Genomic DNA, 25757 nt, shown 5'->3' with positions numbered 1-25757 from the left:
TATTTGCCGGTGGCGGCAAAATCTGCCTGCCGCCACCCACAGCGCCCAGGATCTGGTGCCCCTACTCGACCGGACGCAGTGAAAGCAGGTGCAGGACACGCATCGGGTTGTTGGCGTGTACGACCGGGTTGCCGACCGGGTTCTCATTGTCAAAGAAGCCGGTAAAGCGTTTGGTATTGAACTGATACCACAGCGGGTTGTTGAACACCGCGACATAGGGCATTTCCTCGGCCGCGATCATCTGAACCTTGGCGATGATCTCTTGCTGTTCATTAAGGTCGTTTGTCTGCGTAAAGTCGTCCAGCAGATCGCTGATTTCGCTATTGTCCCACCGCGCGGGGGCAAAGCGGGATATGCCCTGATTGCGCTGGTGCAGCCCCCGTTCAAAGTGGTTGTATGGCGTCGTCCCCACACTGATAGCATTGATCGCGAAATCATAGTCCCCGCTGATCAGCTTCTCGGTCCAGACTGCGGCCTCAGGTGTTGCCACATTGGCCTTGATGCCAACCTCGGTCAGTCCTTCAACGGCGATCTGCACCGTGTTCACCCAGTCGGTCCACCCGTTAGGCACGATGATGTCAAAGCTGACAGCTTCGCCATTTGGCGCCTCGACAAAGCCGTCACCATCAATGTCGGAATATCCACTTTCGGCCAGAAGTTCACGGGCCGCTTCGGGGCTGTACTGGGTGAATTCACCGAATTTCTCATCGACCTCTGGATTGTTCCAGGCGTGAAACGCGCTGCCCAACCCGGACGGATAAGCGTTGATCGTGGGATAGCCATAACCTGCAATCTCGACCATCGCCTCACGGTCAAAGCTCATCGACACCGCGCGGCGAAAATTGACATCGTTGAATGCGGCATTGTTGCCCGCATCGTCACTTTCAAGGTTCATGTTGAACATCACCAGTGATCCGCCGGGCAGCCAGTAACGATGGTTATCCGGATCCTTGGACACATAGGTATTTTCGATGTCAGGAAGGAATGACCCCATCCAGTCAAGTTCACCATTGGCTGCGGCGGCCAGGGCCTGATCATTATTTGCAATCTGCGGAACACGCAGGCAATCGACAAAAAGGCTGTCATTGTCCCAGTAACTGGGATTGCGGCATTGGATGTATTCCTGTTCGGTGAAGCGCGTGAATTCTGTCATGGCACCGGTGCCAATCGGATCGGGGTTGGTAAAGGTAACGGGGTCAGAAACCTCTGCCCAAGCGTGTTGCGCCACAATCGGAACGCGGACGATTTCAAAAACGGCCTGGCTGCTGGGTGCAGCAAGGCGAAACGTCACGGTTTGTGGGTCCACAACCTCAACCGAAGAGACGATTTTTGACATGCCGAACGTGTCGAGCGCGGGATTGCCGAGAACCAGATCAAACGAAAATGCGACGTCTTCGGCATCAAACGCTTCTCCGTCGGACCATTTCACCCCCTCGCGCAGTGTGAACGTCACAGATGACAGGTCATCGCTGTAACTATAGGCCGTCGCCGTGCGGTAGCTGGGTTCACCGCCCGCGAAGGAATTGAAGATCACCATCGGTTCATAGACAAAATCAGTCACTGTCGGAACAACGGAGGACACGTTGTAGGGATTGAAGTTCTCAACCCATGCGGTGACCTGCGTCGGCAGGATACTGACCGTTGCGTCCTCTGCGTTTGCACCAGTGCCAACAAGCATCGCAGCCGACAGCGCCAATCCAGTGTGAATTGTATTTTTCATTATGTTCGCTCCCTTTTCTCGCGACGTCTCATGAACCGATAAGATGCCGCCCCATCCTGCCCGCACTTCGTCATGCAATCGCCGGTGCGGCGTGCCAAACGAGCAAGCAGTTCAAGATCATTGCATTCAACGACCTGAACGGCCCGCATGCATCCTGAAAAATCGTAAGTTTCGTCAAAACCCGGTTTTGACGGCTCGGGATATGCATGAATTAGAAATCAAAATCAGTATCTTACGTCGCATATCCGAAATCGGACCGTCGCCCTCTGTCGCCCTTCAAACTGGATGGACTGGCCTTGGTATCCGCGTTCAAGTTATGCAATGATCCATCAGGGGAGGCCGCCGCGCAGTGTTTAAGGGAATTCAGGCACAGCTGCTTTTGACCTTTCTTTTGGCTTCAATCCTCCCGCTGGCGCTTGGCGGAATTGTTTTCTTCTCGCTGGTGAAAGAGAATATCACGGTCGAAACCTTCCAACGCGTGTCCTTCGTCCGGGACTCCAAAAGCAGCGAAATTCGTCAGTATCTGGCTTTTGCCCAGCGGCAGGCGGAAAACTATGCCCAATCATCAAATGTGCGCTATTCGATCGGCGACTTTTACGGCTTCAGCTATGCACTGCGCCAGATATCCAACGATACCGAACAGGCCGTCCAGACGGTGCGCCGGATACTGGAAACCGGTGACGCGGCCTCGGGTAACGGCGGGCTAACCCCCGAGGCTGAAGATCGCCTGCTGCGCGAAGCAATCGAATATGCCAATGCCTATCGCAGATTTCATCCAGGGTTTGTGGAGTTTCTGGAAGGCTCAGAGTTCGACAATCTTTATCTTGTCGACCGACGCGGCCTGCTTGTCTATTCGGTCGCGCATGATCCGTATTTTGGCCGGTTTCTACCGGCTGATGACAGTCATCTTGCACAGGTCCATGCGCGCCTGAAATCCAGCGATACGGACGTGATTTTTTCCGATTTTGTCCAGGATCCGATCACTGGCAAGGTTGCGGCACATCTGGCGGTCAGCATCTCTCTTTACGGCAGATCAACGGCCACCCTGATTTTGCGCCTGCCCGCGCAAGGGCTTCAGGACATGCTGGACACAAGCGATATCGTCACTCTGGTTTCGTCCGAGAACCGGGTGATTGCGTCATCGACTGAATCAGGTCTTATGCCCGGGCGCGCGGTATCGCTTCCGGCTGGCATGCAGAACGCGGCCGGGATCACAACCTTTGCCTCTGGGCTGAATGGGACACCTACACTGTCAGCATGGGGCAGATTGGCGCCGCCTTTTCCGGATTGGCTGGTCGTCGCAGAGATCGGCCAGGCCGATGCCTTTGCAACCAGTCGCGAATTGCGGTCAGCATTCCTGCTGATCGGCGTCGTCGCTGCGTCTGTCTTGGTGGTCATCTCTTTCATCTTGGCCAGATCCATCACCGGCCCGATCCGAAATCTGGCATCAGCGGCGGGTGCCATCGCTGACGGCGCGCTTGATCACCCCCTCCCCGAATATGGGCGTCCGCGCGAATACGCGAGCCTGTCACAGGCGGTCAGCCAGATGCGCCGTTCGCTCCGTGATCAGCTTGAACTGATCGGAAAGAAGAATACCGAGCTTCAGACCCATCTGCGCCAGATTGAGGACAAGAACAAAGCCCTGCAAGAGGCGGACAGGATGAAGGACCAGTTCCTGGCAAACACCTCGCACGAGCTGCGCACACCCTTGAACGGGATCATCGGCATCGCCGAGACGCTTGAAACCGGTGTGATGGGCCAGCTGGAACCGGGGCAGCGCAGCCAGTTGCAGCTGATCTCGTTTTCGGCACGCCGCCTGTCACGACTGGTGGATGATCTGCTGGATATCTACCGGATCCGCGAGGGCCGTATGCGGCTGGACATCAAGCCGGTCAATGTGGTGCAATCGTTGCGTAATGTAGCGCAGCTCGCACAACCGCTGTTGCACGAACATGCCGCCTTGTTACGCATTGATGCCGCTGACGCCCTGCCTGCCGTGCAGGCGGACCCGATGCGGTTCGAACAAATCCTGTTCAATCTCGTTAGCAACGCGATCCGGCACAGCGGCCCGTCAGAGATCGTCATATCAGCCGCTGCCCACCCAGACGCAGATCCGCCCGTGGTCAGCGTCGCGATCCGCGATCAGGGTCCAGGGATCGCGCCGGACAGTCTGGAAAAGATTTTCCATCCGCTTGAACAGATCACCTCTGATCTGACCCGTAGCAGCAAGGATGAGGGCACAGGTCTTGGCCTGACAATTGCGCGCAATCTGGCGGTTCTGATGTCTGGCAGCATTGCGGTCAGCAGCGCATTAGGCAAAGGGTCGGTCTTTACGCTGTCCCTGCCATCGTCTGACGCGGATACGGTCACGGATCCGCCGTCCCTGCCGGAATTGCCGTTTGAGGACGACGACCAGATACCGGCCCACACCCGTGCCGGACCGTTATCGGCAGGTGACGGCGCCCCGCATATCCTGCTTGTGGACGACGAACCGATCAACTTGCAGGTTCTGCACAACGTGTTGAAACCACATGGCTATCATGTGTCGGACTGTTCCAACGGAACTGATGCGATCATGTCGGTGAATGCCCAAAAGCCGGATTTGATTGTCCTCGATGTGATGATGGCCGGTCTGAGCGGGCTGGACGTGGTACGGCTGTTACGGCAGCGATTTTCGCTGCTTGAACTGCCCATCATTCTACTGACGGCACGCGGCCGTACCAGCGACCTGATCGAAGGGTTCGAGGCTGGCGCGAATGACTACGTCATCAAGCCCTTCGTAAAGGATGAGCTTCTCAGCCGCATCCGCACCTTGCTCGAAGCCAGCCGCGCAAAGCGCCATGCGCTCGAAAACACCGAAATGCGCGACGAAATCACCCGCAGGATCCAGGTGGAAGATGCGCTGCGCCTGTCGCAGCGCCGCATGAAACAGATGCTTGAGGTGTTGGATGATGGGCTGATCTGCGTCGATGCACGCGGTATCTTGACTTTTGCCAACCACGCCGCCCGACAGATTTTCAAAGAGCAGTTGGAAATTGGACAAACGCGACTAGGCGATCTGATCTCTCAAAAGCACATTGCGGCCCTTCATGATACCAGCAACGATGGTGAGCCTTCGGGCATCCGCCTGAACCTGAATGGACAGGGCTGGGATATGCATATGTTCGACATGCTGCCAGAGGCCGGCGCCGGTCATGCCATCGTGTTCAGCCGCATGGGCCGCTCGAAATTTGTGACGACAATCCGCGATGCCGTAGACACGACCATATCCGAAATGGATGTGACCACCGAAAATCCCGCAGCCGCACCCAAGCAGCGCGATGCTTACCGCACGCTCCTTGTGCAGGCCATGACGGAAACGCTGGATCTGTGGTCGATCATATCCCAGCGCGGCAACAAGGTCGATTTTGCCGAACAAAGCGGTATCTGGCGTGTCAGCCTAGACAAGACATCGCTGCAAACACGCACGCTGGACAAGTACCTTCTGATCGAGACGCTGCCTGAACACCCGCGTTGGCGCGATGTTATCAGATCGTTGAATTTCATTCTGGCCCAAGCGGACAAGGCCAATGCCGCACCCGAGACGACCGAGCGCATGATGCGTTTGCGCAAAATTCTTGAGGAACTGCGTGAAATGACCTCTCAGGACAGCTGATATGGCGCCGCTGCCAATGTGCTTTCAAGCTGCGTCCTAACAGTCTGCGCGGACTTTTGGGAAACTATACCTAAAGGGACAAACTTATGCGGGTCTTCACAGCCTCGATTGCGACTGAAACCAACAGTTTCTCACCACTCCGGACAGATTTCGAAGATTTCGCACAGAGCCTTTATGCCCCTCCCGGCGAACATCCAGAAACGCCGACGCTGTGCAGTGCGGTCTTTCCCGTATTGCGAAAACGGGCGGCGATGGGTGAGTTGGAGTTGGTTGAAGGCACCGCCACCTGGGCGGAACCGGGTGGGCTGGTCAACCGCGCGACCTGGACGCGATTGCGCGATGAGGTACTGAACCAACTTCGGGATGCCATGCCTGTGGATGCGGTGGTCCTTGGGCTGCATGGCGCAATGATCGCCGATGGCTGCCTCGATTGCGAAGGCGAATTGATTGAAGCTGTGCGGAACATCATCGGCCCCAACGCCAAAATCGGCGTCACATTCGACCCACATTCGCATCTCAGCGAACGCCGGGTGGCGCATTGCGATGTGATCACAGCCTTCAAGGAGTTCCCGCACACCGATTTTGTTGAAACGGCAGAGGCATGCGTCGATCTGACCATTCGGGCCGTGCGTGGTGAAATCACACCACGCCTTTCGGTATTCGATGTGCGCATGATGGATGTCTTGCCAACCAGCCAGCAACCGATGCGCGGATTTGTCGATCGGATGATCGCCATGGAACGCCGTGGCGAGGTTCTTTCGGTTTCGACAATACATGGGTTCATGGCCGGGGATTCAGCCGATCTTGGGGCAAAGATAGTTGTTGTCACGGACAATGACAAGGCGACCGGCGACCGCATCGCCCGCACCCTGGGGGAAGAGTTGTTTTCGTTCCGTGGCAGCACGCGGCCACCGTTCCTCACCGCGGATGAAGCCCTCGCGCAGGCCGCCCACGCGAAAAAGGGGCCGGTGATCATCGCAGATGTCTGGGATAACCCCGGTGGTGGTGTCGCGGGCGATTCAACGATCCTCTTGCAAAAGGCGATCGACAAGGGCCTCACATCCTTTGCACTGGGAACGATCTGGGATCCGATGGCGGTACGGCTGTGCCACGCCGCCGGTCAGGGGGCGACATTTGATCTGCGCTTTGGCGGCAAGACATCCGCCCATGCGGGCGCCCCGATTGATGCACGCGTCACGGTGCAACATGTGAAACGTGACGTTGTGCAATCCTTTGGCACATCCACCGTGCCCCTGGGCGACTGCGCGGTCATCAGATTGGGCGACATAGAGGTTGTTCTGAATTCGAACCGAGCGCAGGCCTTCTCGCCCAGCCTGTTTTCCAACCTTGGGATTGATCCGCAGCAACGACAGATCATCGTCGTGAAATCCACCAACCATTTCCGTGGTGCATTCGAAGCCATCGCAGCTGACATTCTTTACGCGGCAATCGACGGGCCATATCCAAACGATCCGGCCACGACAAACTACACCAATCTGACCCGTTCAATCTGGCCCATTGTCAGCGCGCCTTTCAATGAAGACGGCTCTCAGCTCGCGGGCAGCAGCTTCGTGCGCGTTCCGCCAAAGAATGAACAAACATAGGAGCAGTCGCAGATACAAGGAGCGCGACCGCATCGAGATCATATTCGGAAGGCTGAAAGATTGGCGACTTGTGGCAAGCCGATATGACCGCTGTCCCAAAGTCTCTCTCGCCGCTGCCGCCGTCTATTGTTTATGGGTCATAATCCTAGAGCTCTATATCTACAGCATCTTGGTTCGATCCGGGTCAAAAACAAACGACTTCAAGACATGCCTTCCTTTAATCCTTAGTACATCACCTTGTTGAGTGTGACCTCTACTGTCGACCCGACCACGAGCTTTGCGCTGCCGCGCGCGAGCAGCCAGCCATCTGCGCGTTCGAGGCGCGCCACGATTTGTAAGTTTGATAACGCGAGCAAGTCAGCGGGTCCGGAGAGTGAGAAACTGATCGCCCTTAAGTGACCGTTGCTGCTGACGTTCGTTTGGTAAGCGTCATGCTGGCCATCAGGACGAACGTCAGGGCCTTCGAGAGAGACTTTGACTATTCCTTCAGGAATAGCGCTGCCGCCCTCGAAGACGACTTCGCCGCGAAGATCTGTCGATTGTTCCGCAGCGGCGGCTGTTGCCACGACGGCAGCTATCGTACCGGTCATGACCATACGGCGTTTTATCACGATGTCTCATCCTTGGTGTATCGCTCCCGTGATCCGGTGGATCAGAGAGCCTAAAATGATAAGGGAGGCACTTGTGCCCCCCTTTTGAGATTGCATCAGACGATAACAAAGTCATCTGCCGATAGGCTCAGGTTTGTGCCGAGCTGTGCGAACTGGATTGCGTCAGCCTCGCCCGATCCGTCTGCATCATAGGACAAGATGCCATCGTCCGTGTCATAAATGATGCGGTGGTCTGCATCAAAGCTTTCGCCGATGGCGCTCATGTAGAAGGCACCAAATGACAACACACCATCATCGCCCAGCTCCGTAAAGATGAGGTTGTCGAGAAGGATCAAATCATCGGTGACACAGAAGTCCCTGATCCTGTCAACATTGTCATCCCCCAATGCAGTTGTGAAGCGGAACGAATCCTCGCCCGCGCCGCCGACCAGCAAGTCGGCGCCAAGCCCACCATCGAGCAGGTCGCTGCCTCTGCCACCAAAGAGCCGGTCATCGCCCGCCTCGCCGGGTTGGGCAGGTGGGGCAGGGAAGTCGACCGATACGTTCAACTCGTATGTCGACCCTTCGGGGATGGCTTCGGTCCAGCCGCCTTCCGTCGATTCCGGTGTCCAGCTGCCTTCCAGAATGTAGTAGGTTCCGGTTTCTTCGACGACGAAAACAGTGCTTGAATCCCGGACGCTTGTGGAGCCGGGATCGCCGCCGCCATCATCGTTTTCGGTGACGATATTGCCATTGCTGTCCAGTAACCTGACCCAGCTGTCATGGACGTTGGGATCGGCGATGCCGTCAATGTCGATTGTGATGATCGTACCTGCCGCCAGATCGATACTGTAATATGCACCGAGCCCGTTGCCGGTGGCATTGACGGTCGTATGCAGCACGGTCGTTGAATCGAAGATATCCGGGTCTTCTGTCAGTGAGAAGTTATCGGAAATGTCGAATGCCGTGGCGATCGAATTGTTCGTCGAATCAGGCCCCAATGTGGCGTAGCCAGTGCCCAAACCGGGGGTTGGCGGCGCATCGCCCTGATATGCAAAGTCGCCAAGCAGCGTGTCATCGCCCCCGCCGCCACGCAGCACATCATCGCCGCCTTGGCCTGTCAGCACATTGGCGGCACGGTCACCGATCAACCGATCATCAAAGCCCGAACCGGCCAGATTTTCGATAGAAACATAGGTGTCGCCCTCTGATCCGTCGCGCCTGAGATTGAGCCGGACCCCGCTGGTCGCGTCGGCGTAATCAGCCGTGTCGCTACCTGCGCCGCCGTTCAGAATGTCGGCACCGCCGCCGCCCGTCAGCGTATCATCACCAGAGCCACCGGAAAGTTCGTTGGTCTGGTCGTCCCCGATCAGGTGATCATCATGGAATGAGCCGACGACATTTTCGATCTCGGCAAGGATGTCGTTCCGGATCACAGTGCCGCGTCCGACGATTTGCGCCGGGCCGGTTGCGTCGCCGCCACTGGCCGTCCCGTTGGCAAGATCCACGGTCACACCAGCGGAACTGCCAGCGTAAACAACCGTATCAATGCCGTCGCCGCCATTCATGTAGTCCTGACCGGACCCGCCGATGAGCGTGTCATCGCCATCTTCGCCATACAGGATGTCGCCATCATTGCCGCCGTCCAGTACGTCATTCCCGGCGCCGCCGTTGAAATAGTCACCACCGCCCTGACCCCAGAAATGATTGTCCGATGCGTTCCCGACGAAACGGTCGATCCGGTCATCCGACCCAATCAGGTTCTCGATGCTGTAGAATGTGTCTCCCGAGGCTGTGCCGCCACTGGCCACATTCGTTTCAAGATTAACGAGCAGTTGGAACGGGCTTTCCCGGCTGTAGTCAACAGTATCGCTGCCATCGCCGCCTATGAAGACGTCGATGCCGTCTTGACCACTGAGCATATCGTCGCCGTCGCCACCGTTGAGGATATCATTGCCCTGGCCGCCAAGGATGGTGTCGTTACCAGCACCGCCATAAAGTGTGTCGTTGCCGTCATCACTTTCGGTTTGGTCTTCAAGATCCGCGATCGCAATCGTATTGTTGATATCGCGACTGGCGAGTGAGTCGGCACCGCCGATGATGAAATCGTCACCGCCCATCCCAAAGATTGTGTCGTCACCGGCACCCCCTTCAAGGACCTCGCTGCTGCCATCCCCGATGATGATGTTGGTCAGGGTGTTGTCGCCAGCACTGGGTGGCGTTTCACCGCCACCATTGTCTGGTTGGTAAGGCGTTCCATTGGTATAGATAATGTTTTCAACATTATCGACATCCCCAATGTCGATATCACCGGACAACACGATGATGGTATCGTTCCCGCCGTCTTCCTCCTCGTGCACGATATCGTCAATTGAATCGACGAAATAGACATCGTCACCGCCATAGCCCGCCATGCGGTCAGCACCGCCGCGGCCATCCAAAACGTTATTTCCGTCATTGCCGATCAGGATATCGTCATGGCTGCTGCCAATGCCGTTTTCGATGTAGTATTCTGTTTCATCGGCGTTATGCCCGGCAAAAATCGATACATTGTTGTTGTGACCATTGACGCTGGAAAACTGCCCGGCGCGCAAATCAAGGATCGTGTCTGCGGTAGATCCAGAGAAATCAATTGTGTCGGTGCCACCCGTGTCGTGGATCACAAAACCGATGTCACGCTGCATGCCCGTTGAGGTCAGCTCATATCCATATTCGGTACTGTTGAAGCCATAGACGTTGTCCCCGGTTTGGAGATTGATGGTCTCGTAGGTTCGCACCCCGTTCTCATCCACCTCCGAGAAGTAACGACGGATCGTCGCCTCGATATCGGCCGTCATGGGGGTGGCTGCCGACCATCGGCTTTCTTCACCAACGTCAATGCCGTCAAAATAGGACATGACGCTGTACTGCTGGCGATCAAAGATCCAGGTGGCGTTGTTAAGATAGTTGATCTGCACGCCGCCCGGGCCGCTGTAATTGTATAGGCCGGGGTGGTTCAGACCGAATTCATGGCCAAATTCGTGAACGAAGGTGTCAAACACGTAACCACCGATATCCGTCAGGTTGGGCTCGGTGTCGTGGAAACGTTGGCCCACGCTGACATAGCGGTTGCTGGAAAACGCGCTGCCATCACTGGGCTCGCCAATTTCCGGGCTGACGATCTGCATCCAATCCGTGTCGGGATCGAAGGGGGTATCATAGACTATTTCGAATTGGAGTGGTGTGACAGAAGCCCACATCTGCAAGGCGCCAACTGCGGCGGCCTGATAATCGGGATGGTTGGCAAGCTCTGAGACATTGATCCTCATCGGCTCCGCCGCGACCTCTGGCGTTAGGCTACGGGGCAATGCCCCCAAATAGTCGAGATAGGTTTCGTAGTCTTCGCTTTTGTCAAATGGATTGTCCGGTGTTTGGTCATTGACCCACCATGGATCATTGGTTTGGGTTGAAGACGGCATTTTTGGGAGTCCCCCTTTGGTGCAACCTTGAGTATTTTGGGTTGAACGGTTTTTGGTGCTGCCAACTACCAACAGACGTCATTTGTGATGCCTGTTAAACTTGTCACCTGAAGCAATAATGACCCTCTGCCTTAGACATGTCCACGGCTAGCGTGAAGTATCTTTGCCAAAAAATATTGTTAAATTATATAGCATTAGGTGAACCTCTCGGCTCGTCGGCCAAATTTGGCCTGTCAGTCAAAACCTACAACGTACCGGCTACCTCGATCTGAAACGCACGAAATGAACCAGTCCAAAGGTACCTTCAATGCACCAAACTTACGATAGCTTTCCTCAACCAAAAGGTGAATTACCTATGATAAACGGAGTGACATATCGAACATGATTACGACGTCGGCATCGCAAACTTGATCATGAGGCCGGTATTGGGACGTGGCCACAACACGACTCCGTGGCCGGAATGTGTATTCTATAATGGTAAACCAGTGCAGCGGACCTCCAATGCGAACGGCCATCGAGGGCGCGTTATGTTTTGTCCGCAAATCGGGGCGGAAAGAGACGTCCTCACCTAACGAATTGCAATGAAACTGCCCTCTTTTGAGCAGCAATTCCAATGCGTCGAAGCCACAATCGAATTTGATAGATCCCGCTTATTTGGATTTTCCCATCAAATCCCCAGCACCATCTGCAGTGCCTTCAATTTGCTGCGCTGTTCATCGGTCCAGTCTTTCCGCCGCCCCCGAAACAGGGTCGCTTGTGAGGCATGGATCAGCCCGTCACTCAGGATCTTCAGACCGTTCGCCCGCAGCGTCTCACCGGTTGAGGTGATGTCGGCGATGGCCTCTGCCGTTTCGTTTTTGACGGTGCCTTCGGTCGCCCCCTGGCTGTCCACGATCTGGTAATCGGCGACCCCGTGGTCGCGCAGGAAATCCCGGACCAGCCGGTGGTATTTGGTCGCGATCCGCAGCCGGAAGCCGTGTCGCGCCCGGAACGCCGCTGCTGCCGCATCCAGATCATCCAGCGTGTCCACATCGACCCAGGCCTGCGGCACGGCGATGATCAGGTCGGCGCCGCCGAACCCCATCGGCGCCAGTTCGGCCACCCGGGCATCCCAGTTGGCCAGCTTTTCGCGCACCAGGTCCGATCCGGTCACACCCAGATGGATGTTCCCCGCTGCCAGTTCGCGCGGGATTTCCCCGGCTGACAGCAGCACCAGTTCAACCCCGTCGATCCCATCCACGGCACCCGCATATTCCCGGTCGGACCCGGATTTGCGCAAGGTGACCCCGCGCTGCCCGAACCATTGGAAGGTCTTGTCCATCAGCCGTCCCTTGGACGGCACGCCGAGTTTCAGCATGTACCGACCTCCAACACCAGATCGGGCCGGATCACACCGCCGACCGCAGGCACCGCCCTGCCCTGTCCCAGCCGGGTGGTCAGCGCGTCATAGCGCCCGCCTGTGGCGACCGGTGGCAGGTCGGGTCGGTCTATTGCGTAAAAGCCAAAGACGAAGCCGTCGTAATATTCCAGCGAGGTGCGGCCATAGCTGCCTTCGAACTCCAGCGTTTCTATGTCGATCCCCCGCCCTGACATCGCATCAAGCCGGGCGGACATCCGCGCCACCGCGTCCCGCACAGAGGGCATATCGACGGCGATGTCGCGCAGCGCGCTGAGAACATTGGGGCAGGTTTCGCGCAAGGACAGGACCGCGTCGATCAGGGCGATTTCTTCTGATGCGATGGGGCTTGCTGTGGCATCGGCACGCAATGCGTCGATCCGGGCCGCAACCTCTTCCCGGCTGCGCAGCCCGATATCGGGGCCGGCATCGGCAAACGGATCATCGGCGGCCAGCAGGGCCGCACGCGCGGCAGGCACCGTGCCCGATCCGTAGCGTTTCAGCAGGGCCTTGAACCGTCCGGGACGCCAGATATGGCGCAGCAGGGCCGCCTTGCGCGCATCGGTGGTCTGCAACCCGCGCACAGCCGCCGTCAGGATGCCGATGTCGCCTGTCGCCGCCCGTACCGGCAGCCCGTCCAGCCCGGCGGCGATGGTGGCGAACACCTCGGCATCAGCGCCGGCGGGGTTCTGGCCGTCGAAGACCTCGTAGCCGACCTGCACATATTCGTTGGCACGGGTTTCATCGCTTTCTTGTTTGCGGAAAACCTTGCCGGAATAGGTGTAGCGGGCGGGTTCCGCGTGGCTTTCCATATGCATCTGCACGACGGGAACGGTGAAGTCAGGGCGCAGCACCATTTCACCGCGCAGGGGGTCGGAGGTGAGGTAGGCGCGCGCGCGGATATCCTCGCCATAAAGGTCGAGCAATGTGTCAGCAGATTGCAGGACGTCGGCCTTGACCACCAGCGCGCCTTGGGCCGCGAAATGGTCACGCAGGCGGCGCGCCTCTTTCAACGTGGCGGGGGCGGTTGGCATTACCCTTGCCCGTCCAAGATCTCACGCACTTTAGCGAGCATCTGATCGCGCGGCACCTCGTATTGGCTGGGTCGGTCTTTCCATTCTTCCAGCGTGGCGTTCTTGGCAATCTCGGCCCCAAGGATCAGGTCCTTGATTTGCACGACACCTTTGTCGAACTCGTCCCCGCCCGCGATGATGGCGATGGGGGAGTGCCGTTTGTCCGCATATTTCAGTTGGTTGCCGAAGTTTTTGGGGTTGCCCAGATAGACCTCCGCCCGGATGCCTTCGTTGCGCAGTTCGGCGACCATGGTCTGGTAATCGGCCATGCGGTCGCGATCCATCACGGTGACGATGACGGGGCCTTGGGCGGTGCTGTCGATACGGCCTTTCGCGTGCAGCGCGGCGAGCAGGCGGTCGACACCGATCGAGACACCGGTGGCCGGGACGGATTGTCCGGTGAAGCGTTTGACGAGGTCGTCATAACGCCCGCCGCCTGCGACGGAGCCGAAGTTGCGGGGGCGGCCTTTTTCGTCTTTGATTTCGAAGGTCAGTTCGGCCTCGTAGACCGGGCCGGTGTAATAGCCGAGGCCACGGACGACAGACGCATCGATCTTAATTTGTTCTTCTGTATACCCTTGAGCAGCGAGCAACTTCGACATGGTTTGCAATTCTTCAATGCCTTGCTGACCGATGGGCCTATCGGCAATTAATTGTCCAAGAAGATCTAGAGACTCGTCGTTGTTGTCACCAGTAGAGTTCAAAAACAGCAATACGGTCTCAGCTTGCTGAGAGGACAATCCAACACCGTCAATAAATGCGCCCGATTCATCCAATCTCCCTGATGTAAGAAGGAGAAGGACACCCTCACGACCAACTTTGTCGTACTTATCGATGTTGCGTAGCACTGCTTCTCTCTTGCCGACATCATCCGCTGAAAGTCCGATGTTTTCCAGCACGGCATCCAGCACCTTGCGGTTATTCACCCGGATCACGTAGTCGCCGCGCGGAATACCGACCTCTTCCAGCGTACCGGCCAGCATTGCGCAAATCTCGGCATCGGCGGCCACTGATGCCGACCCCACCGTATCTGCATCGCATTGATAAAACTGCCGGAACCGCCCCGGCCCGGGCTTTTCGTTCCGCCAGACTGGCCCCATCGTATAACGGCGATAGGGCGATGGCAGGTCGTTGCGGTATTGTGCGGCGACGCGGGCGAGCGGTGCTGTCATGTCATAGCGCAGGGCCAGCCAATCGCCGTCTTCTTCCCAGGCGAAAACCCCTTCATTGGGCCGGTCCACGTCCGGCAGGAACTTGCCCAGCGCCTCGACCGTTTCGACGGCGGATGTTTCCAGCGCGTCGAACCCGTAGCGATGATAGACCCCGGCGATCTTGGTCAGCATTTCGGTACGGGCTGTCACCTCTGCGCCGAAATAATCGCGGAACCCCTTGGGCGTTACGGCCTTGGGGCGGGGCTGTTTTTTGTCCTTCGCCATGGTCCTGTCCTTTATGGTCGTGCGCCGTTTAACGCGGCAATGTCATAGGGGCAATGCGGTCGTGTATTTCAGCTCTTTCAGGCTGAAAGACGACACGACGGATTTGACGAAGGGCGAGCGGAGGAGGGTGTGGGTCATGAAGCCTTCGTAGGCCTCCACATCCTTGCAGCGGATTTTCAGGATATAGTCGGCGGTGCCGGAAATGGCGTGCGCCTCCATAATCTCCGGATGACTGCGAATGACGCTGGCGAACCCGGCGATCGAGGTTTCGGCATGGTCCGATAGGCGCACGGTGGCAAAGACGCAAAGGCGCACATCGGCCTTGGCGGGGTCCAGAAGAGCCACGCGGCCTTTCAGAAGGCCAAGGTTTTCGAACTCCTGCAGCTTGCGCCAGACGGTTGATGTGGCCATGCCTGCGCGGTCCGCCAATTCGGCGAGGGATGCCGCGGCGTCGGTCTGCAGTGCGCCCAGAAGCGCCCTTTCCTGATCAGAAAATTTCATATCGCCACTTCTTTCGACTTCTTTCTTCCAAAAATACTCAAAACACGACGTGATTGACAGGAAATTTCCGCAAGGTTGGGCGATACTGGGCAAAAGGAGCTTTCCGATGCCCAAAGATACGACCTATACTTCGCTACACCCCGACGAAGACGGGTTTTTTCCTTACACCGCCGAAGACGATGCCGTCTGGGGTGAGTTGTTTACCCGGCAGATGGATTTTTTGCCCGGCAAGGTGGCCCCGGAATATCTGGACGGCGTAGCCAAACTGGGCCTGAACGCAGACAAAACCCCGCAGGTGAAAGAGATTGACGCCCGTCTGCATGCCCTCACCGGGGCCGGGGCCGAGGGTGTGCCCGCCATCATCCCCCCATCGCAATTCTATGCGCTGCTCAGCCAGCGCAAGTTTCCCGTCGCCACCTTCCTGCGGCGGCGCGAACATATGGATTACATCGAAGAACCCGATCTGTTTCACGAGGTGTTCGGCCATTGCCCGATGCTGACCAATACGCCTTATGCCGATTTTATCGAAGGGTTCGGTAAACAGGCGCGGGAACTGGGCAAGGGCTATAGCTGGCACATGTTCCGGCTCTTCTGGTTCACGGTCGAATTCGGGATGATCCGCACGTCAGAGGGCCTGCGCGCCTATGGGGCGGGCATCGTGTCATCGCCCGCTGAGGCCGCGCATGCGATGTCAGGTGATGCGTTGATGCAGAATTTCGACCTGTTGACCGTGTTCCGCACGCCGTACCGCATCGACATCGTGCAGCCGACCTATTTCGTGATCGACAGTTTTGATCAGCTGGCCGAAACACTGGATGCGGATTTTGCCGCGCTAATTGATCTGGCAAAGACACGCGGCGATCTGCCCGCCCTTTTCGCAGCGAAGGAAGCCAGCTAAAAGGTGCCATGACCGACACCACACATCTGGAAGAACAAATTGCCCATCTGACCCGCACGGTCGAGGAATTATCTGATATTGTTGCCCGTCAGGAAACAGAGCTGGCGCTGGCGATGCGCCGTCTGGCGATGCTGATGGAGCGGGAAGCGACCCGCGAATTGGATGCGGGCGGCACTGTCCCTTTAGGTGATCAACGCCCGCCACACTGGTAGGAGCCCATTTTTCCGCTGTTTTGTCGCCCGGATGCGGGTGTGGTACGATTTATCTTGCTTTTTGTTGCAACTGGCCCCACATGAGCGGTGCAGACGTTATCCAACTCGACCCACTGTTCTCCTTTCGGCCACAGTCTCTCGAATTTGCACTGACTAAGCCGGGCTGCCGCAATCATGTGGGCAGCACAAATACAAAGGAAAACACGATGGCTACTGGCACCGTGAAATGGTTCAACGCAACCAAAGGCTTCGGCTTTATCGCACCTGATGGCGGATCAAAGGACGTTTTCGTTCATATCTCTGCTGTTGAGCGTTCTGGCCTCACCGGTCTGAAAGACGACCAGAAGGTCACTTTCGACATCGAAGCAGGCCGTGACGGCCGCGAATCGGCGATCAACCTCGCCCTGGCGTAAGCCTGCAAATTTGAAGAATGTGGCGCGCGTTTTCATGGGCGCCACAATTGACCGGCGTTTAATCGCTGATTCTATTACAATTATGTAATTTTCTTGATTTTGTTGCCGCAGATGCCATTCTGCAACTGCGACGTTAAATCTATCGACCACTGTCTCCTTCTACGGCCCAGTCTTTCGATCCAAGTTTGACCGAGCCGGTCCGCTGCAGTCCCGCGAGCGGAAACTAAGTAAGGAAGACAAGGACATGGCTTCAGGCACTGTCAAATGGTTCAACACCACAAAAGGCTACGGCTTTATCGCACCTGACGGCGGAACGAAGGACGTTTTCGTCCATATTTCTGCTGTGGAGCGGTCGGGTCTTACCGGCCTCAAAGATGATCAGAAGGTTAATTTTGACATCGAAGCAGGTCGCGATGGTCGCGAAAGCGCTGTGAACCTGACGTTGGCCGACTAAATTCGGCGATCATATGCTGCGAAAAGGGCGCCTCGCAGGGCGCCCTTTTGCGTTCAATCCTGCAGGACGAAGGTCACTTTCATCACGACCCGATATTCGTCCACCTCACCATCCTTCACCGTCACTTTCTGATCGGCAACCCAGGCCCCGGTGATCCCCTTGAGCGTTTTGGATGCCTTCTTGATCCCGTTCTCGACCGCGTCATCAAAGGATTTCGACGAAGATGCGATGATTTCGGTGACTTTTGCGACTGACATTGTAGCTCCCTCCAGTTTGTTGAGAGTTGCAGCCTACGCTCAAGGCGCCGTCCAGTCCACGTCATCTGCCTTTTCAATCTGCAAGGTGCCGTCAGGATAAGGCCGCATCAGCGCCTTTGCTGCTTCTTCGTCGCACTCAAACCAGTGATCCAACTGGCTTTCTTCAAGGATAACTCCCATTCTGTGATGGATTTCGCGCACATCCGCTGAGGGTTCACAGGTGATGGTCGCAACCTGATACACCTGCACACCACCCGGTCCGTTCCAGATGTCATAGATCGCGGCGAACCACAGCAGCGCGCCATCCTTGCGGCTGATCCGCCAGGGCTGCTTGCGCCGCTTTTCGCCGGTCCATTCGTACCAGCCTTCCACCGGGACGGCGGCCAGTTTCACATCCTGAAAGGCGGATTTGTCAAAGACGGTTTCGGACCGCGCATTGACGATGGTTTCCATGACAGGGCGTCCCCTTGCGTTGACCCGCCCCACCGGGATCAGCCCCCAGCGCATATGCTGCGCGCCGTCCTTGGTCAGGGTGATCACCTCTTGGCCCGGCGCGATGTTCATCCTTGGTGGGTCGGTGATCCCTGCGGCGGGGCGCGTCAGGAAAAACCGGCCCGGCATTAGTCCACCGCCTCGACCAAGTCCAGCACGGTTGGTCCAATCGCCGCGACGATCACCGCCACCCCATCCTTGTTAGGATGGATGCCATCGGCTTGCATAAACTCTGCCATGCCTTCCTGCATTCCTGCGACCGCCCGCAGCCCGTCAAAGAAACCGGCGTAGAGAGGCACATCGTATTTGGCCGCCAGATCGGTATAGATCGCGTCAAATTCTATTTTGTAATCAAGCCCGTAATTGGTGCCCGCCTTCAGGCCGACCAGCAGCATCTCGACCCCGGCCTCTTGCCCTGCGGCCAAAACACCATCCAGATTGGCCCGGCTGACGGCAGGATCAATCCCGCGCAGGTAATCATTGCCGCCTAGCGTGACGATCATGGCATCCACATCCGGCGTCAGGGTCCAGTCCACGCGCGACAGCCCCCCAGCCGTTGTATCGCCGGAGACACCGGCGTTCATCACCGTCACATCGGCCCCCTGCCCCTGCAGCCATGCCTGCAGTTGCGGCACGAAACCTTCACCCTGGGCCAGCCCGTACCCTGCCGTCAGACTGTCGCCCAAGGCCGCAACCGTGACGGTTTCTGCCCGGGCGACACCGGTTGTTATCAAAACCGCGATAACCAGCTTGCTGATATGACAAAGCGCCCCATATGCAAATGAAACAAAACGACCTGAGGCAGCCTGCATGACCGACCCCGTTCTTTCGATCTCTGACGCCAACCTGTCACTCGACGGCAATGCAGGTCGCGTGGACATCCTGCACGATATCTCACTGGATGTGGCAGGGGGCGAGACATTGGGCCTTGTCGGGCCAAGCGGGTCGGGCAAATCGTCACTCCTTATGTTGATGGGCGGGCTGGAACAGGCCACATCCGGCAAGATCACGGCACTTGGCCAGGACCTGACAAACATGAACGAGGACCAGCTGGCCCGCTTTCGCAGGGACAATATGGGGGTGGTTTTCCAATCTTTCCACCTGATCCCAACAATGACCGCTTTGGAAAACGTCGCAACCCCGCTGGAACTGGCCGGGGCGAAGGATGCGTTTGATCGGGCCGAGGCCGAATTGCGTGCCGTCGGGCTGGGCGACCGGATTGATCATTACCCTAGTCAGATGTCTGGCGGCGAACAGCAACGTGTGGCGTTGGCCCGCGCCTCGGCCCCCCGGCCCCGCCTGCTGCTGGCGGACGAACCCACCGGCAATCTGGACGAAGCGAATGGGCAAGCAATCATCGAACTGCTGTTCGATCTGCGTGACCGTCATGGGGCGACCCTAATCATGGTCACCCATTCGGGCGAGTTGGCCGCGCGGTGTGACCGGGTGATCCGCCTGCGCGATGGGCGCATTGATACGCCGCTGGCAAAGGCTGCAGAATGAATGTCGCGTTCCGGTTTGCCCTGCGCGAATTGCGCGGGGGCCTGCGCGGGTTTCGTGTGTTCCTGGCCTGTCTGGCGCTGGGTGTCGCCGCAATTGCCGCTGTGGGCACGGTGCGCGCCGGGATCGAGGCGGGGTTGCAACGTGACGGTGCCGCCTTGCTGGGCGGCGATGCCGAGGTCGAATTCACCTACCGCTTTGCCCGCGATGACGAGCTGGCCTGGCTGCAATCCATTGCTGAGGATATCTCTGAAACGGTTGATTTCCGGTCGATGGCCGTTGTCGGTGATGAACGTGGCCTGACCCAGATCCGCGCCGTTGATGATGCCTATCCGCTGATCGGCGAGGTCCGGCTGGACCCGGACATGCGGCTTGATCAGGCACTGGTCGGTTATGGCGGCGTGATGGAACGGGTGCTGGCCGACAGGTTGGGCCTGACCCCCGGCGATACATTCCGGCTGGGCGAACAGGAATTCACCCTGCGAGCGATTCTGGACCGCTATCCTGACAACGCCGCAGGAGGGTTCGGCCTGGGCCCGCGCACCATCGTGCTGACCGACGATCTGGCGCAATCGGGATTGCTCGCCGAAGGCACGCTGTTTTCCACGCAATACCGGCTTGATCTGCCCCCCGGTGCCGATCTGCAGGCGCTTGAAGATCAGGCCGAAGCGGAGTTCCGCGACAGCGGGCTGCGTTGGCGCGACAGCAGACGTGGTGCGGGCGGTGTTGCGCAATTCGTGGACCGGATCGGGGCGTTTCTGATTCTTGTGGGGCTGTCTGGCCTTGCCGTCGGTGGCGTGGGCGTATCTGCAGCAGTACGTGCGTATCTGGCAGGCAAGACCGGCGTCATTGCCACGCTGAAAACGCTTGGAGCGACGCGGCAGATCATCTTTCTGACCTACTTCATTCAGGTCGGGGTGCTGACGCTGGCCGGGGTTGCGCTGGGGCTGCTGCTCGGGGCCGGTCTGCCGGTTCTTTTCGCCCCTCTGATCGAGGCGCGACTGCCCATCCCGGCAGAGTTCGCGATCTATCCGCGTCCACTGGTCGAGGCCGCGATATATGGCCTGCTGGCCGCCCTCATCTTTACGCTCTGGCCCTTGGCCAAGACCGAAGATATCCGCGCCGCCACCTTATTCCGTGATGCCTTTGCCGGATCGCGGACACTGCCCGGTCGGCGCTATCTGATTGCCATTGTCGCACTGATTGCCCTGCTGATCGGCGCCGCGATCTGGTTTTCCGGCACTGCGTTCCTGACCCTTTGGACAGCAGGCGGGATTGCGGGCGCGCTATTTGTTCTGGTGATCGCTGCATTCATTATCCGCTGGACCGCACGGCGATTCCGGCGCCCGGCCCGCGGCCGCCCTGCCCTGCGGCTGGCCTTTGGTGCCATTGGCGCGCGGGGGGGCGAAACGACATCGGTCGTCTTGTCGCTTGGCCTTGGCCTGACCGTGCTGGCCGCTGTCGGCCAGATCGACGGCAACCTGCGCAGTTCATTCTCTGACGATCTGCCAGCCGTTGCCCCCAGCTATTTCTTTGTCGATATCCAGCCTGACCAGATCGACGGGTTCCGCGCGCGTCTGGATGGCGACCCTGCCGTCAGCCGCGTTGACACAGCGCCGATGCTGCGCGGCATCATCACCCAGATCAACGGACGCCCCGCCGAAGAGTTCGCAGGCGGCCATTGGGTCGTGCAGGGCGACCGGGGCATCACCTATGCCGATGCGCAGCCCAAAGGGACCGAAGTCACCCAGGGTGCATGGTGGCCCGAAGGCTATACCGGCCCGCCCCAGATCAGCTTTGCCGAGGAAGAAGCGCTGGAGATGGGGCTAGGACTGGGCGATACGCTGACCATCAACGTGCTGGGCCGGGACATCACCGGTGAGGTGACAAGTTTTCGCAATGTCAGTTGGGAAGACGCCGGGATCGGCTTTGTGCTGGCGATGAACGAAAGCGCGCTGGCAGGCGCGCCGCATAGCTGGATTTCCACCGTCTATGCCGAGGAAGAGGCCGAGGCGCAGATCCTGCGCGATCTGGCCAGCGCCTATCCCAACATCACCGCGATCCGCATCCGCGACGCGATCGATCAGGTGATCGAAGTGATCGGCGGTATTTCGGCGGCGACACGCTATGGCGCACTGATCACATTGGTCACCGGCTTTCTGGTGCTGATCGGGGCCGCAGCGGCCGGTGAACGGGCGCGCACCTTTGAATCGGCGGTGCTGAAGACGCTGGGGGCCTCGCGCCGCCGGATCATGACTAGCTTTGCGTTGCGGGCCGCATTGGTGGGGCTGGCTGCCGGGATCGTGGCGCTTGGCGCTGGCATTCTGGGCGGCTGGGCGGTGGCCACCTATATTATGGAAACCGGGTATAACGTGATCTGGTCCAACGCGCTGGCCATCATCGGGGGCGGTGTCATGGCGTCGCTGCTGGCCGGGCTAGCCTTTGCCTGGCGTCCCCTTGCCGCAAAGCCGGCGCAGGTGCTAAGAGCACGGGAATGAGCGACCCCGCATTCTTTGGCTATGGCAGTCTGGTCAATGTGGCGACCCACGACTATGCCGATCCGCGTCCGGCCATGCTGCATGGCTGGCGGCGCGTCTGGCGCAAGACCAACCTGCGCGAGGCAGCGTATCTGTCGGTGGAGCCTGCCAATGACAGCACCCTGCGCGGGCTGATTGCACGGGTGCCCGGCGCCGACTGGGCGCTGCTGGATGCTCGCGAGGCGGCTTATCATCGCCACGATGTCACGCCGGTGGTGCGCCATAACGGGCCAACGGCGCCCACGGCAATCTATCAGGTCAAGCCGGAACATGCTGCCGATGAAGGCGACCATCCGATCCTGCTGAGTTATCTGGATGTGGTCGTGCAGGGCTATCTGCGGGTTTATGGCCATCAGGGCGTTACCGATTTCTTTCGCACCACGGTAGGCTGGAACACCCCTGTGCTGAATGACCGGGCCGACCCGGTCTATCCGCGTCACCAGCCGCTGTCAGACGATGAGCGGGCGCTGGTGGACAGGCATTTAGCGGCGGTGGTGGAACAGGCTGAATAGGCGCGCCTGCCGCGCAAAGGGTTCACTGTCAGGCGCTTGACCCTGCATGGCGATCACCCGGCGCGCCAGAATGAACGCCACCAGCGCAAAGACAGCACCGCCCACATATTGCCCGATCAGGACACCGGGCGCGCCATACCACGCCGCCCCCACCATCACGAACGGGATCGTCCCTGCCGTGTGCCGCCCCCAGTTGACGATGGTCGAATAGAACGGATGGCCCAGATTGTTGAACGCAGCGTTTGTCACGAAGATGACCCCGTTGAAAAAGAACATCAGCGACAGCGGCCCGGCAAACAGGAACACCAGCGTCAGCGCCATACCGTCCAGCTGGAACAGCATCACAAGCAGCGGGCGGGACAGGAAAAACAGGGTTGAGACCACGACGACGACAAGGGCCGTAAAGATCAGCCCGTCGCGGAACGCGCCGCGCACCCGGTCGGGCAGGTTCGCCCCGGCATTCTGCCCTATGATCGGCCCGATGGCGCCAGAGAGCGCAAAGATGATACCAAAGCCGACGGGCGTCATACGGGCGACGATGGCCATGCCTGCCACGGCATCTTCGCCAAATTCGGCCATGGCGCGGGTGACATAGGCCTGCCCCACGGGCGTGGCCAGCTGGGTCAGGATGGCAGGCACCGCGATGGCCAGAATGGGCCGCAGATCAACCGTCAGGCTTTGTGGTGTGGGCCTGTCGAACCCATCGTAATGCCGGATCAGCGGGATCAGGGCAACCACGGCAATGACCAGCCGCGCGGCCACACTGGCCAGTGCAGCACCTGTCAATTCCAGATCCAGCCCGAAAATCAGGATCGGGTCCAGCACGGCATTGACCAGCCCGCCCCAGATCGTGGCCATCATGGCCCGGCGCGCATCGCCATGGGCGCGCAAGATCGCCCCGCCGATCATGCCCACCATCAGGAAAGGCAGGGATGGGACGATGATTTGCAAGTAGTGAACGGCGAGCGCTTTTGTTTCGCCCTCGGCCCCAAGGAGGGTGACAAAGAACCCCAGATTCCACCAGACGGAACTGGCAAAAAGTGCCCCGAAAACAACGCCGTAGATCAGTGAATTTGTCGCACGCCGGCGCGCCTCTTCCGCCTCGCCCGCGCCCAGCGCACGGGCCACCAGCGCACCCGCGGCGATCGCCATGCCGATGCCAAAAGAGGTGGTAAAAAACAGGATCGCCCCGGCATAGCCCACGGCGGCGGCCAGTTCTGCCTTGCCCAGCATCGAGATGAAGATCATGTCGACGAAATCGACCAGAAACACGGCCATCAGCCCGATAGAGGCTGTGAATGACATGACCGAGATATGGCGAAACAGGTTACCCCTGGTAAATATGGCTTGATTATCAGCCATTTACGGGCGGTCGATCCGGATACCGAATGGAATTTCCTTGAGGCTCGACATCTGGTGAAAGCTCCGGCGTTGGACGTAGATGACCAGCGTATCGCCCGCCCGGACATCTGCCAAGTCAAAGGGCGGCGTGGTGATCCAGTCCATCCGCATATCCAGATGGCGCGCGCCTGCCGGCAGCTTGGCCTCTAACGTCTCGCCTGCTTTGATCCGCAGCAGTTCCGCCCCGTCGACCTGCACGATCAGTTTGCGGAATATGCCATAGAAGCCGCGTTCGCGGCGGATGGTGACCGATTTGCTACCGTCAGACACCGGGCTTTGTTTGCAACAGCGGCATCACATCGGCCATTTCCGGCCCCCGTTCGCGCCCGGTGACAGCCTTGCGCAAGGGCATGAACAATTGCTTACCTTTGCGGCCCGTCGCCTCTTTCACCGCCGCGGTCCAGCTGCCCCATGTGTCTGCAGTATAGGGTGGGCTGTCGAGCAGGAAGAAAGCTTGTGCCACAAAATCCTTGTCTTCATCTGCCACCAGCGGAGTCGCCCCGTCGCGGAACATCTTCCACCATCCGGCCACGTCATCAAGCGTGGTGATGTTGTCACGCACCACATTCCAGAAAGGCTCTGCCAGTTCATCGGGCACGCCAGCCGATGTTAAAACATCGGCCACATCGCCACTGCTGAGGGTGCCAAGATAGCGCGCTGTCAGCGGTTTGAGGTCTTCGGCATCGAACTTTGTCGGGGCAGAGCCGAATTTCGACAGATCAAATCCGTCCACGACCTCTTGCACATTGGCCCGCAATTCCACGGGGTCCGATGACCCCAGCCGCGCCATCAGCGACAGGATCGCCTGCGGCGCGATGCCCTGTTTGCGCAGGTCGCGCAGGGCCAGCGTGCCGAGCCGTTTAGACAGCGCCTCGCCCTGTGGGCCGGTCAGCAGGGAATGATGGGCGAACCGGGGCACAGCGCCGCCAAGTGCCTGAATAATCTGGATTTGTGTCGCAGTATTTGTCACGTGATCGGACCCGCGGACGATATCGGTGATCCCCATTTCGGTATCATCGACGACCGAGGCCAGCGTGTACAAAATCTGTCCGTCATTCTTGAACAGAACCGGGTCGCTGACGGATGCGGCGTCAATGGAAATGTCGCCGATGATCCCGTCGGTCCATTCGATCCGTTCGTGATCGAGCTTGAACCGCCAATGCGATCCACGCTCGGCCCGGAGCGTGTTTTTTTCGTCCTCGGTCAAGGCCAGCGCCGCCCGGTCATAGACCGGCGGTTTGCCCATATTGAGCTGTTTCTTGCGCTTCAGGTCCAGTTCCGTCGGCGTCTCGAAACATTCATAAAGACGGCCCATGTCGATCAGCTTTTGCTTGGCCGCCTCGTAGCGGTCCATGCGTTTGGACTGGTATTCCATCCGGTCCCAGGTGAGGCCCAGCCAGGTCAGATCCTCTTCGATCCCGGTGATATATTCGTCTTTGGAGCGTTCCTGATCGGTATCGTCGATCCGCAGGATAAAGGTGCCGCCGTTTTGCCGGGCGATGGCATAGTTGAACAAAGCGGCGCGCAGGTTGCCGATATGCAGATAGCCGGTGGGGGATGGGGCGAATCTTGTGGTGGTCATGCGGACATTCCTTTGTTGCAGGGCTTTGAGCATGGCAACGTTCGGATGTCCAGTTTGCGCTGCGCA

Annotated in this window: 22 protein-coding genes and 1 pseudogene; 10 read left to right on the top strand and 13 right to left on the bottom strand. The window is 58.5% G+C overall.

What is annotated here, in order from left to right:
- Nucleotides 1–61: 61 nt before the first annotated feature.
- The gene (locus ACFWW2_RS09055; protein ID WP_393927647.1) at nucleotides 62–1720 is read right to left on the bottom strand and encodes an ABC transporter substrate-binding protein; all 1659 of its coding nucleotides are present in this window, start codon (nucleotides 1718–1720) and stop codon (nucleotides 62–64) included.
- A 391-nt stretch (nucleotides 1721–2111) separates the two neighbouring features.
- Between ACFWW2_RS09055 and ACFWW2_RS09050 the strand changes: the two genes are divergently transcribed.
- From ACFWW2_RS09050 to ACFWW2_RS09040, 3 genes and pseudogenes are all read left to right on the top strand, one after another.
- Complete coding sequence (locus ACFWW2_RS09050; protein ID WP_393927646.1) at nucleotides 2112–5375, top strand: response regulator; 3264 nt, start codon at nucleotides 2112–2114, stop codon at nucleotides 5373–5375.
- Nucleotides 5376–5461: 86 nt separating this feature from the next.
- Nucleotides 5462–6979 carry a M81 family metallopeptidase gene (locus tag ACFWW2_RS09045; protein ID WP_393927645.1) on the top strand — a complete coding sequence of 506 codons (1518 nt, stop codon included), beginning with the start codon at nucleotides 5462–5464 and terminating at the stop codon, nucleotides 6977–6979.
- Nucleotides 6980–6983: 4 nt separating this feature from the next.
- Nucleotides 6984–7103 (top strand): annotated as a pseudogene (locus ACFWW2_RS09040) (IS5/IS1182 family transposase); the annotation flags it as partial.
- A 100-nt stretch (nucleotides 7104–7203) separates the two neighbouring features.
- On the opposite strand, the gene ACFWW2_RS09035 reads toward ACFWW2_RS09040, so the two are convergent.
- The 6 genes from ACFWW2_RS09035 to ACFWW2_RS09010 form a co-directional block, all read right to left on the bottom strand.
- Nucleotides 7204–7590, bottom strand: a complete 387-nt coding sequence (locus tag ACFWW2_RS09035) for a hypothetical protein (RefSeq protein WP_393927644.1) — start codon at nucleotides 7588–7590, stop codon at nucleotides 7204–7206.
- A gap of 95 nt (nucleotides 7591–7685) precedes the next feature.
- Nucleotides 7686–11027 (bottom strand): M10 family metallopeptidase C-terminal domain-containing protein, encoded by a 3342-nt coding sequence (locus ACFWW2_RS09030; RefSeq protein ID WP_393927643.1) that lies wholly within the window; start codon nucleotides 11025–11027, stop codon nucleotides 7686–7688.
- A 667-nt stretch (nucleotides 11028–11694) separates the two neighbouring features.
- Nucleotides 11695–12384, bottom strand: coding sequence for an ATP phosphoribosyltransferase (hisG, locus tag ACFWW2_RS09025; protein WP_393927642.1), 690 nt, complete (start codon nucleotides 12382–12384; stop codon nucleotides 11695–11697).
- Nucleotides 12378–13457: an ATP phosphoribosyltransferase regulatory subunit gene (locus tag ACFWW2_RS09020; RefSeq protein WP_393927641.1), complete on the bottom strand. Its 1080-nt coding sequence runs from the start codon at nucleotides 13455–13457 to the stop codon at nucleotides 12378–12380. Before ACFWW2_RS09020 ends, hisG begins: the two co-directional genes overlap by 7 nt.
- Nucleotides 13457–14932, bottom strand: coding sequence for a histidine--tRNA ligase (gene hisS / locus ACFWW2_RS09015; protein ID WP_393927640.1), 1476 nt, complete (start codon nucleotides 14930–14932; stop codon nucleotides 13457–13459). Before hisS ends, ACFWW2_RS09020 begins: the two co-directional genes overlap by 1 nt.
- A gap of 42 nt (nucleotides 14933–14974) precedes the next feature.
- Nucleotides 14975–15433 carry an Lrp/AsnC family transcriptional regulator gene (locus ACFWW2_RS09010; protein ID WP_393927639.1) on the bottom strand — a complete coding sequence of 153 codons (459 nt, stop codon included), beginning with the start codon at nucleotides 15431–15433 and terminating at the stop codon, nucleotides 14975–14977.
- A gap of 106 nt (nucleotides 15434–15539) precedes the next feature.
- On the opposite strand from ACFWW2_RS09010, the gene ACFWW2_RS09005 reads away from it, so the two are divergent.
- The 4 genes from ACFWW2_RS09005 (at nucleotide 15540) to ACFWW2_RS08990 (ending at nucleotide 17410) form a co-directional block, all read left to right on the top strand.
- Nucleotides 15540–16331: a phenylalanine 4-monooxygenase gene (locus ACFWW2_RS09005; protein WP_393927638.1), complete on the top strand. Its 792-nt coding sequence runs from the start codon at nucleotides 15540–15542 to the stop codon at nucleotides 16329–16331.
- 8 nt (nucleotides 16332–16339) lie between these two features.
- The gene (locus ACFWW2_RS09000) at nucleotides 16340–16543 is read left to right on the top strand and encodes a SlyX family protein (RefSeq protein WP_393927637.1); all 204 of its coding nucleotides are present in this window, start codon (nucleotides 16340–16342) and stop codon (nucleotides 16541–16543) included.
- Nucleotides 16544–16749: 206 nt separating this feature from the next.
- Nucleotides 16750–16956 carry a cold-shock protein gene (locus ACFWW2_RS08995; RefSeq protein ID WP_393927636.1) on the top strand — a complete coding sequence of 69 codons (207 nt, stop codon included), beginning with the start codon at nucleotides 16750–16752 and terminating at the stop codon, nucleotides 16954–16956.
- A gap of 244 nt (nucleotides 16957–17200) precedes the next feature.
- Nucleotides 17201–17410 carry a cold-shock protein gene (locus ACFWW2_RS08990; RefSeq protein ID WP_393927635.1) on the top strand — a complete coding sequence of 70 codons (210 nt, stop codon included), beginning with the start codon at nucleotides 17201–17203 and terminating at the stop codon, nucleotides 17408–17410.
- A gap of 53 nt (nucleotides 17411–17463) precedes the next feature.
- On the opposite strand, the gene ACFWW2_RS08985 is transcribed toward ACFWW2_RS08990, so the two are convergent.
- Genes ACFWW2_RS08985 through ACFWW2_RS08975 form a run of 3 tightly spaced genes read right to left on the bottom strand, consistent with a single transcriptional unit; the run spans nucleotide 17464 to nucleotide 18971 of the window.
- Nucleotides 17464–17667, bottom strand: coding sequence for a dodecin family protein (locus ACFWW2_RS08985; RefSeq protein ID WP_393927634.1), 204 nt, complete (start codon nucleotides 17665–17667; stop codon nucleotides 17464–17466).
- Nucleotides 17668–17706: 39 nt separating this feature from the next.
- Nucleotides 17707–18288, bottom strand: coding sequence for an SOS response-associated peptidase (locus tag ACFWW2_RS08980; protein WP_393927633.1), 582 nt, complete (start codon nucleotides 18286–18288; stop codon nucleotides 17707–17709).
- Nucleotides 18288–18971 carry an arylesterase gene (locus tag ACFWW2_RS08975; protein WP_393927632.1) on the bottom strand — a complete coding sequence of 228 codons (684 nt, stop codon included), beginning with the start codon at nucleotides 18969–18971 and terminating at the stop codon, nucleotides 18288–18290. The genes ACFWW2_RS08980 and ACFWW2_RS08975 overlap by 1 nt, the downstream gene beginning before the upstream one ends.
- Between ACFWW2_RS08975 and ACFWW2_RS08970 the strand changes: the two genes are divergently transcribed.
- The 3 genes from ACFWW2_RS08970 to ACFWW2_RS08960 are packed head-to-tail and all read left to right on the top strand — an operon-like array spanning nucleotide 18970 to nucleotide 22708.
- Nucleotides 18970–19662, top strand: a complete 693-nt coding sequence (locus ACFWW2_RS08970) for an ABC transporter ATP-binding protein (RefSeq protein ID WP_393927631.1) — start codon at nucleotides 18970–18972, stop codon at nucleotides 19660–19662. The two genes, ACFWW2_RS08975 and ACFWW2_RS08970, sit on opposite strands and share 2 nt — an antisense overlap.
- The gene (locus ACFWW2_RS08965) at nucleotides 19659–22157 is read left to right on the top strand and encodes an ABC transporter permease (protein ID WP_393927630.1); all 2499 of its coding nucleotides are present in this window, start codon (nucleotides 19659–19661) and stop codon (nucleotides 22155–22157) included. Before ACFWW2_RS08970 ends, ACFWW2_RS08965 begins: the two co-directional genes overlap by 4 nt.
- A complete protein-coding gene (locus ACFWW2_RS08960; RefSeq protein ID WP_393927629.1) occupies nucleotides 22154–22708 on the top strand; it encodes a gamma-glutamylcyclotransferase family protein in 555 nt (184 codons plus the stop codon). Before ACFWW2_RS08965 ends, ACFWW2_RS08960 begins: the two co-directional genes overlap by 4 nt.
- Here ACFWW2_RS08960 and ACFWW2_RS08955 read toward each other — a convergent pair.
- From ACFWW2_RS08955 to gltX, 3 genes are read right to left on the bottom strand one after another with little or no spacing between them, the layout of a single operon-like run.
- Nucleotides 22679–24070: an MATE family efflux transporter gene (locus ACFWW2_RS08955; RefSeq protein ID WP_393927628.1), complete on the bottom strand. Its 1392-nt coding sequence runs from the start codon at nucleotides 24068–24070 to the stop codon at nucleotides 22679–22681. The genes ACFWW2_RS08960 and ACFWW2_RS08955 overlap by 30 nt on opposite strands.
- Entirely contained in the window at nucleotides 24071–24379 is a 309-nt protein-coding gene (locus ACFWW2_RS08950; RefSeq protein WP_393927627.1) for a hypothetical protein, read from the bottom strand.
- A complete protein-coding gene (gltX, locus tag ACFWW2_RS08945) occupies nucleotides 24372–25691 on the bottom strand; it encodes a glutamate--tRNA ligase (RefSeq protein ID WP_393927626.1) in 1320 nt (439 codons plus the stop codon). Before gltX ends, ACFWW2_RS08950 begins: the two co-directional genes overlap by 8 nt.
- Between the last annotated feature and the right edge of the window lie 66 nt (nucleotides 25692–25757).

The organism is Yoonia sp. R2-816, assembly GCF_046762905.1.
Classification (GTDB): domain Bacteria; phylum Pseudomonadota; class Alphaproteobacteria; order Rhodobacterales; family Rhodobacteraceae; genus Yoonia.
The sequence above is the reverse complement of the archived record's forward strand: the minus strand, read 5'-3'. Positions and strand labels throughout refer to the sequence as shown.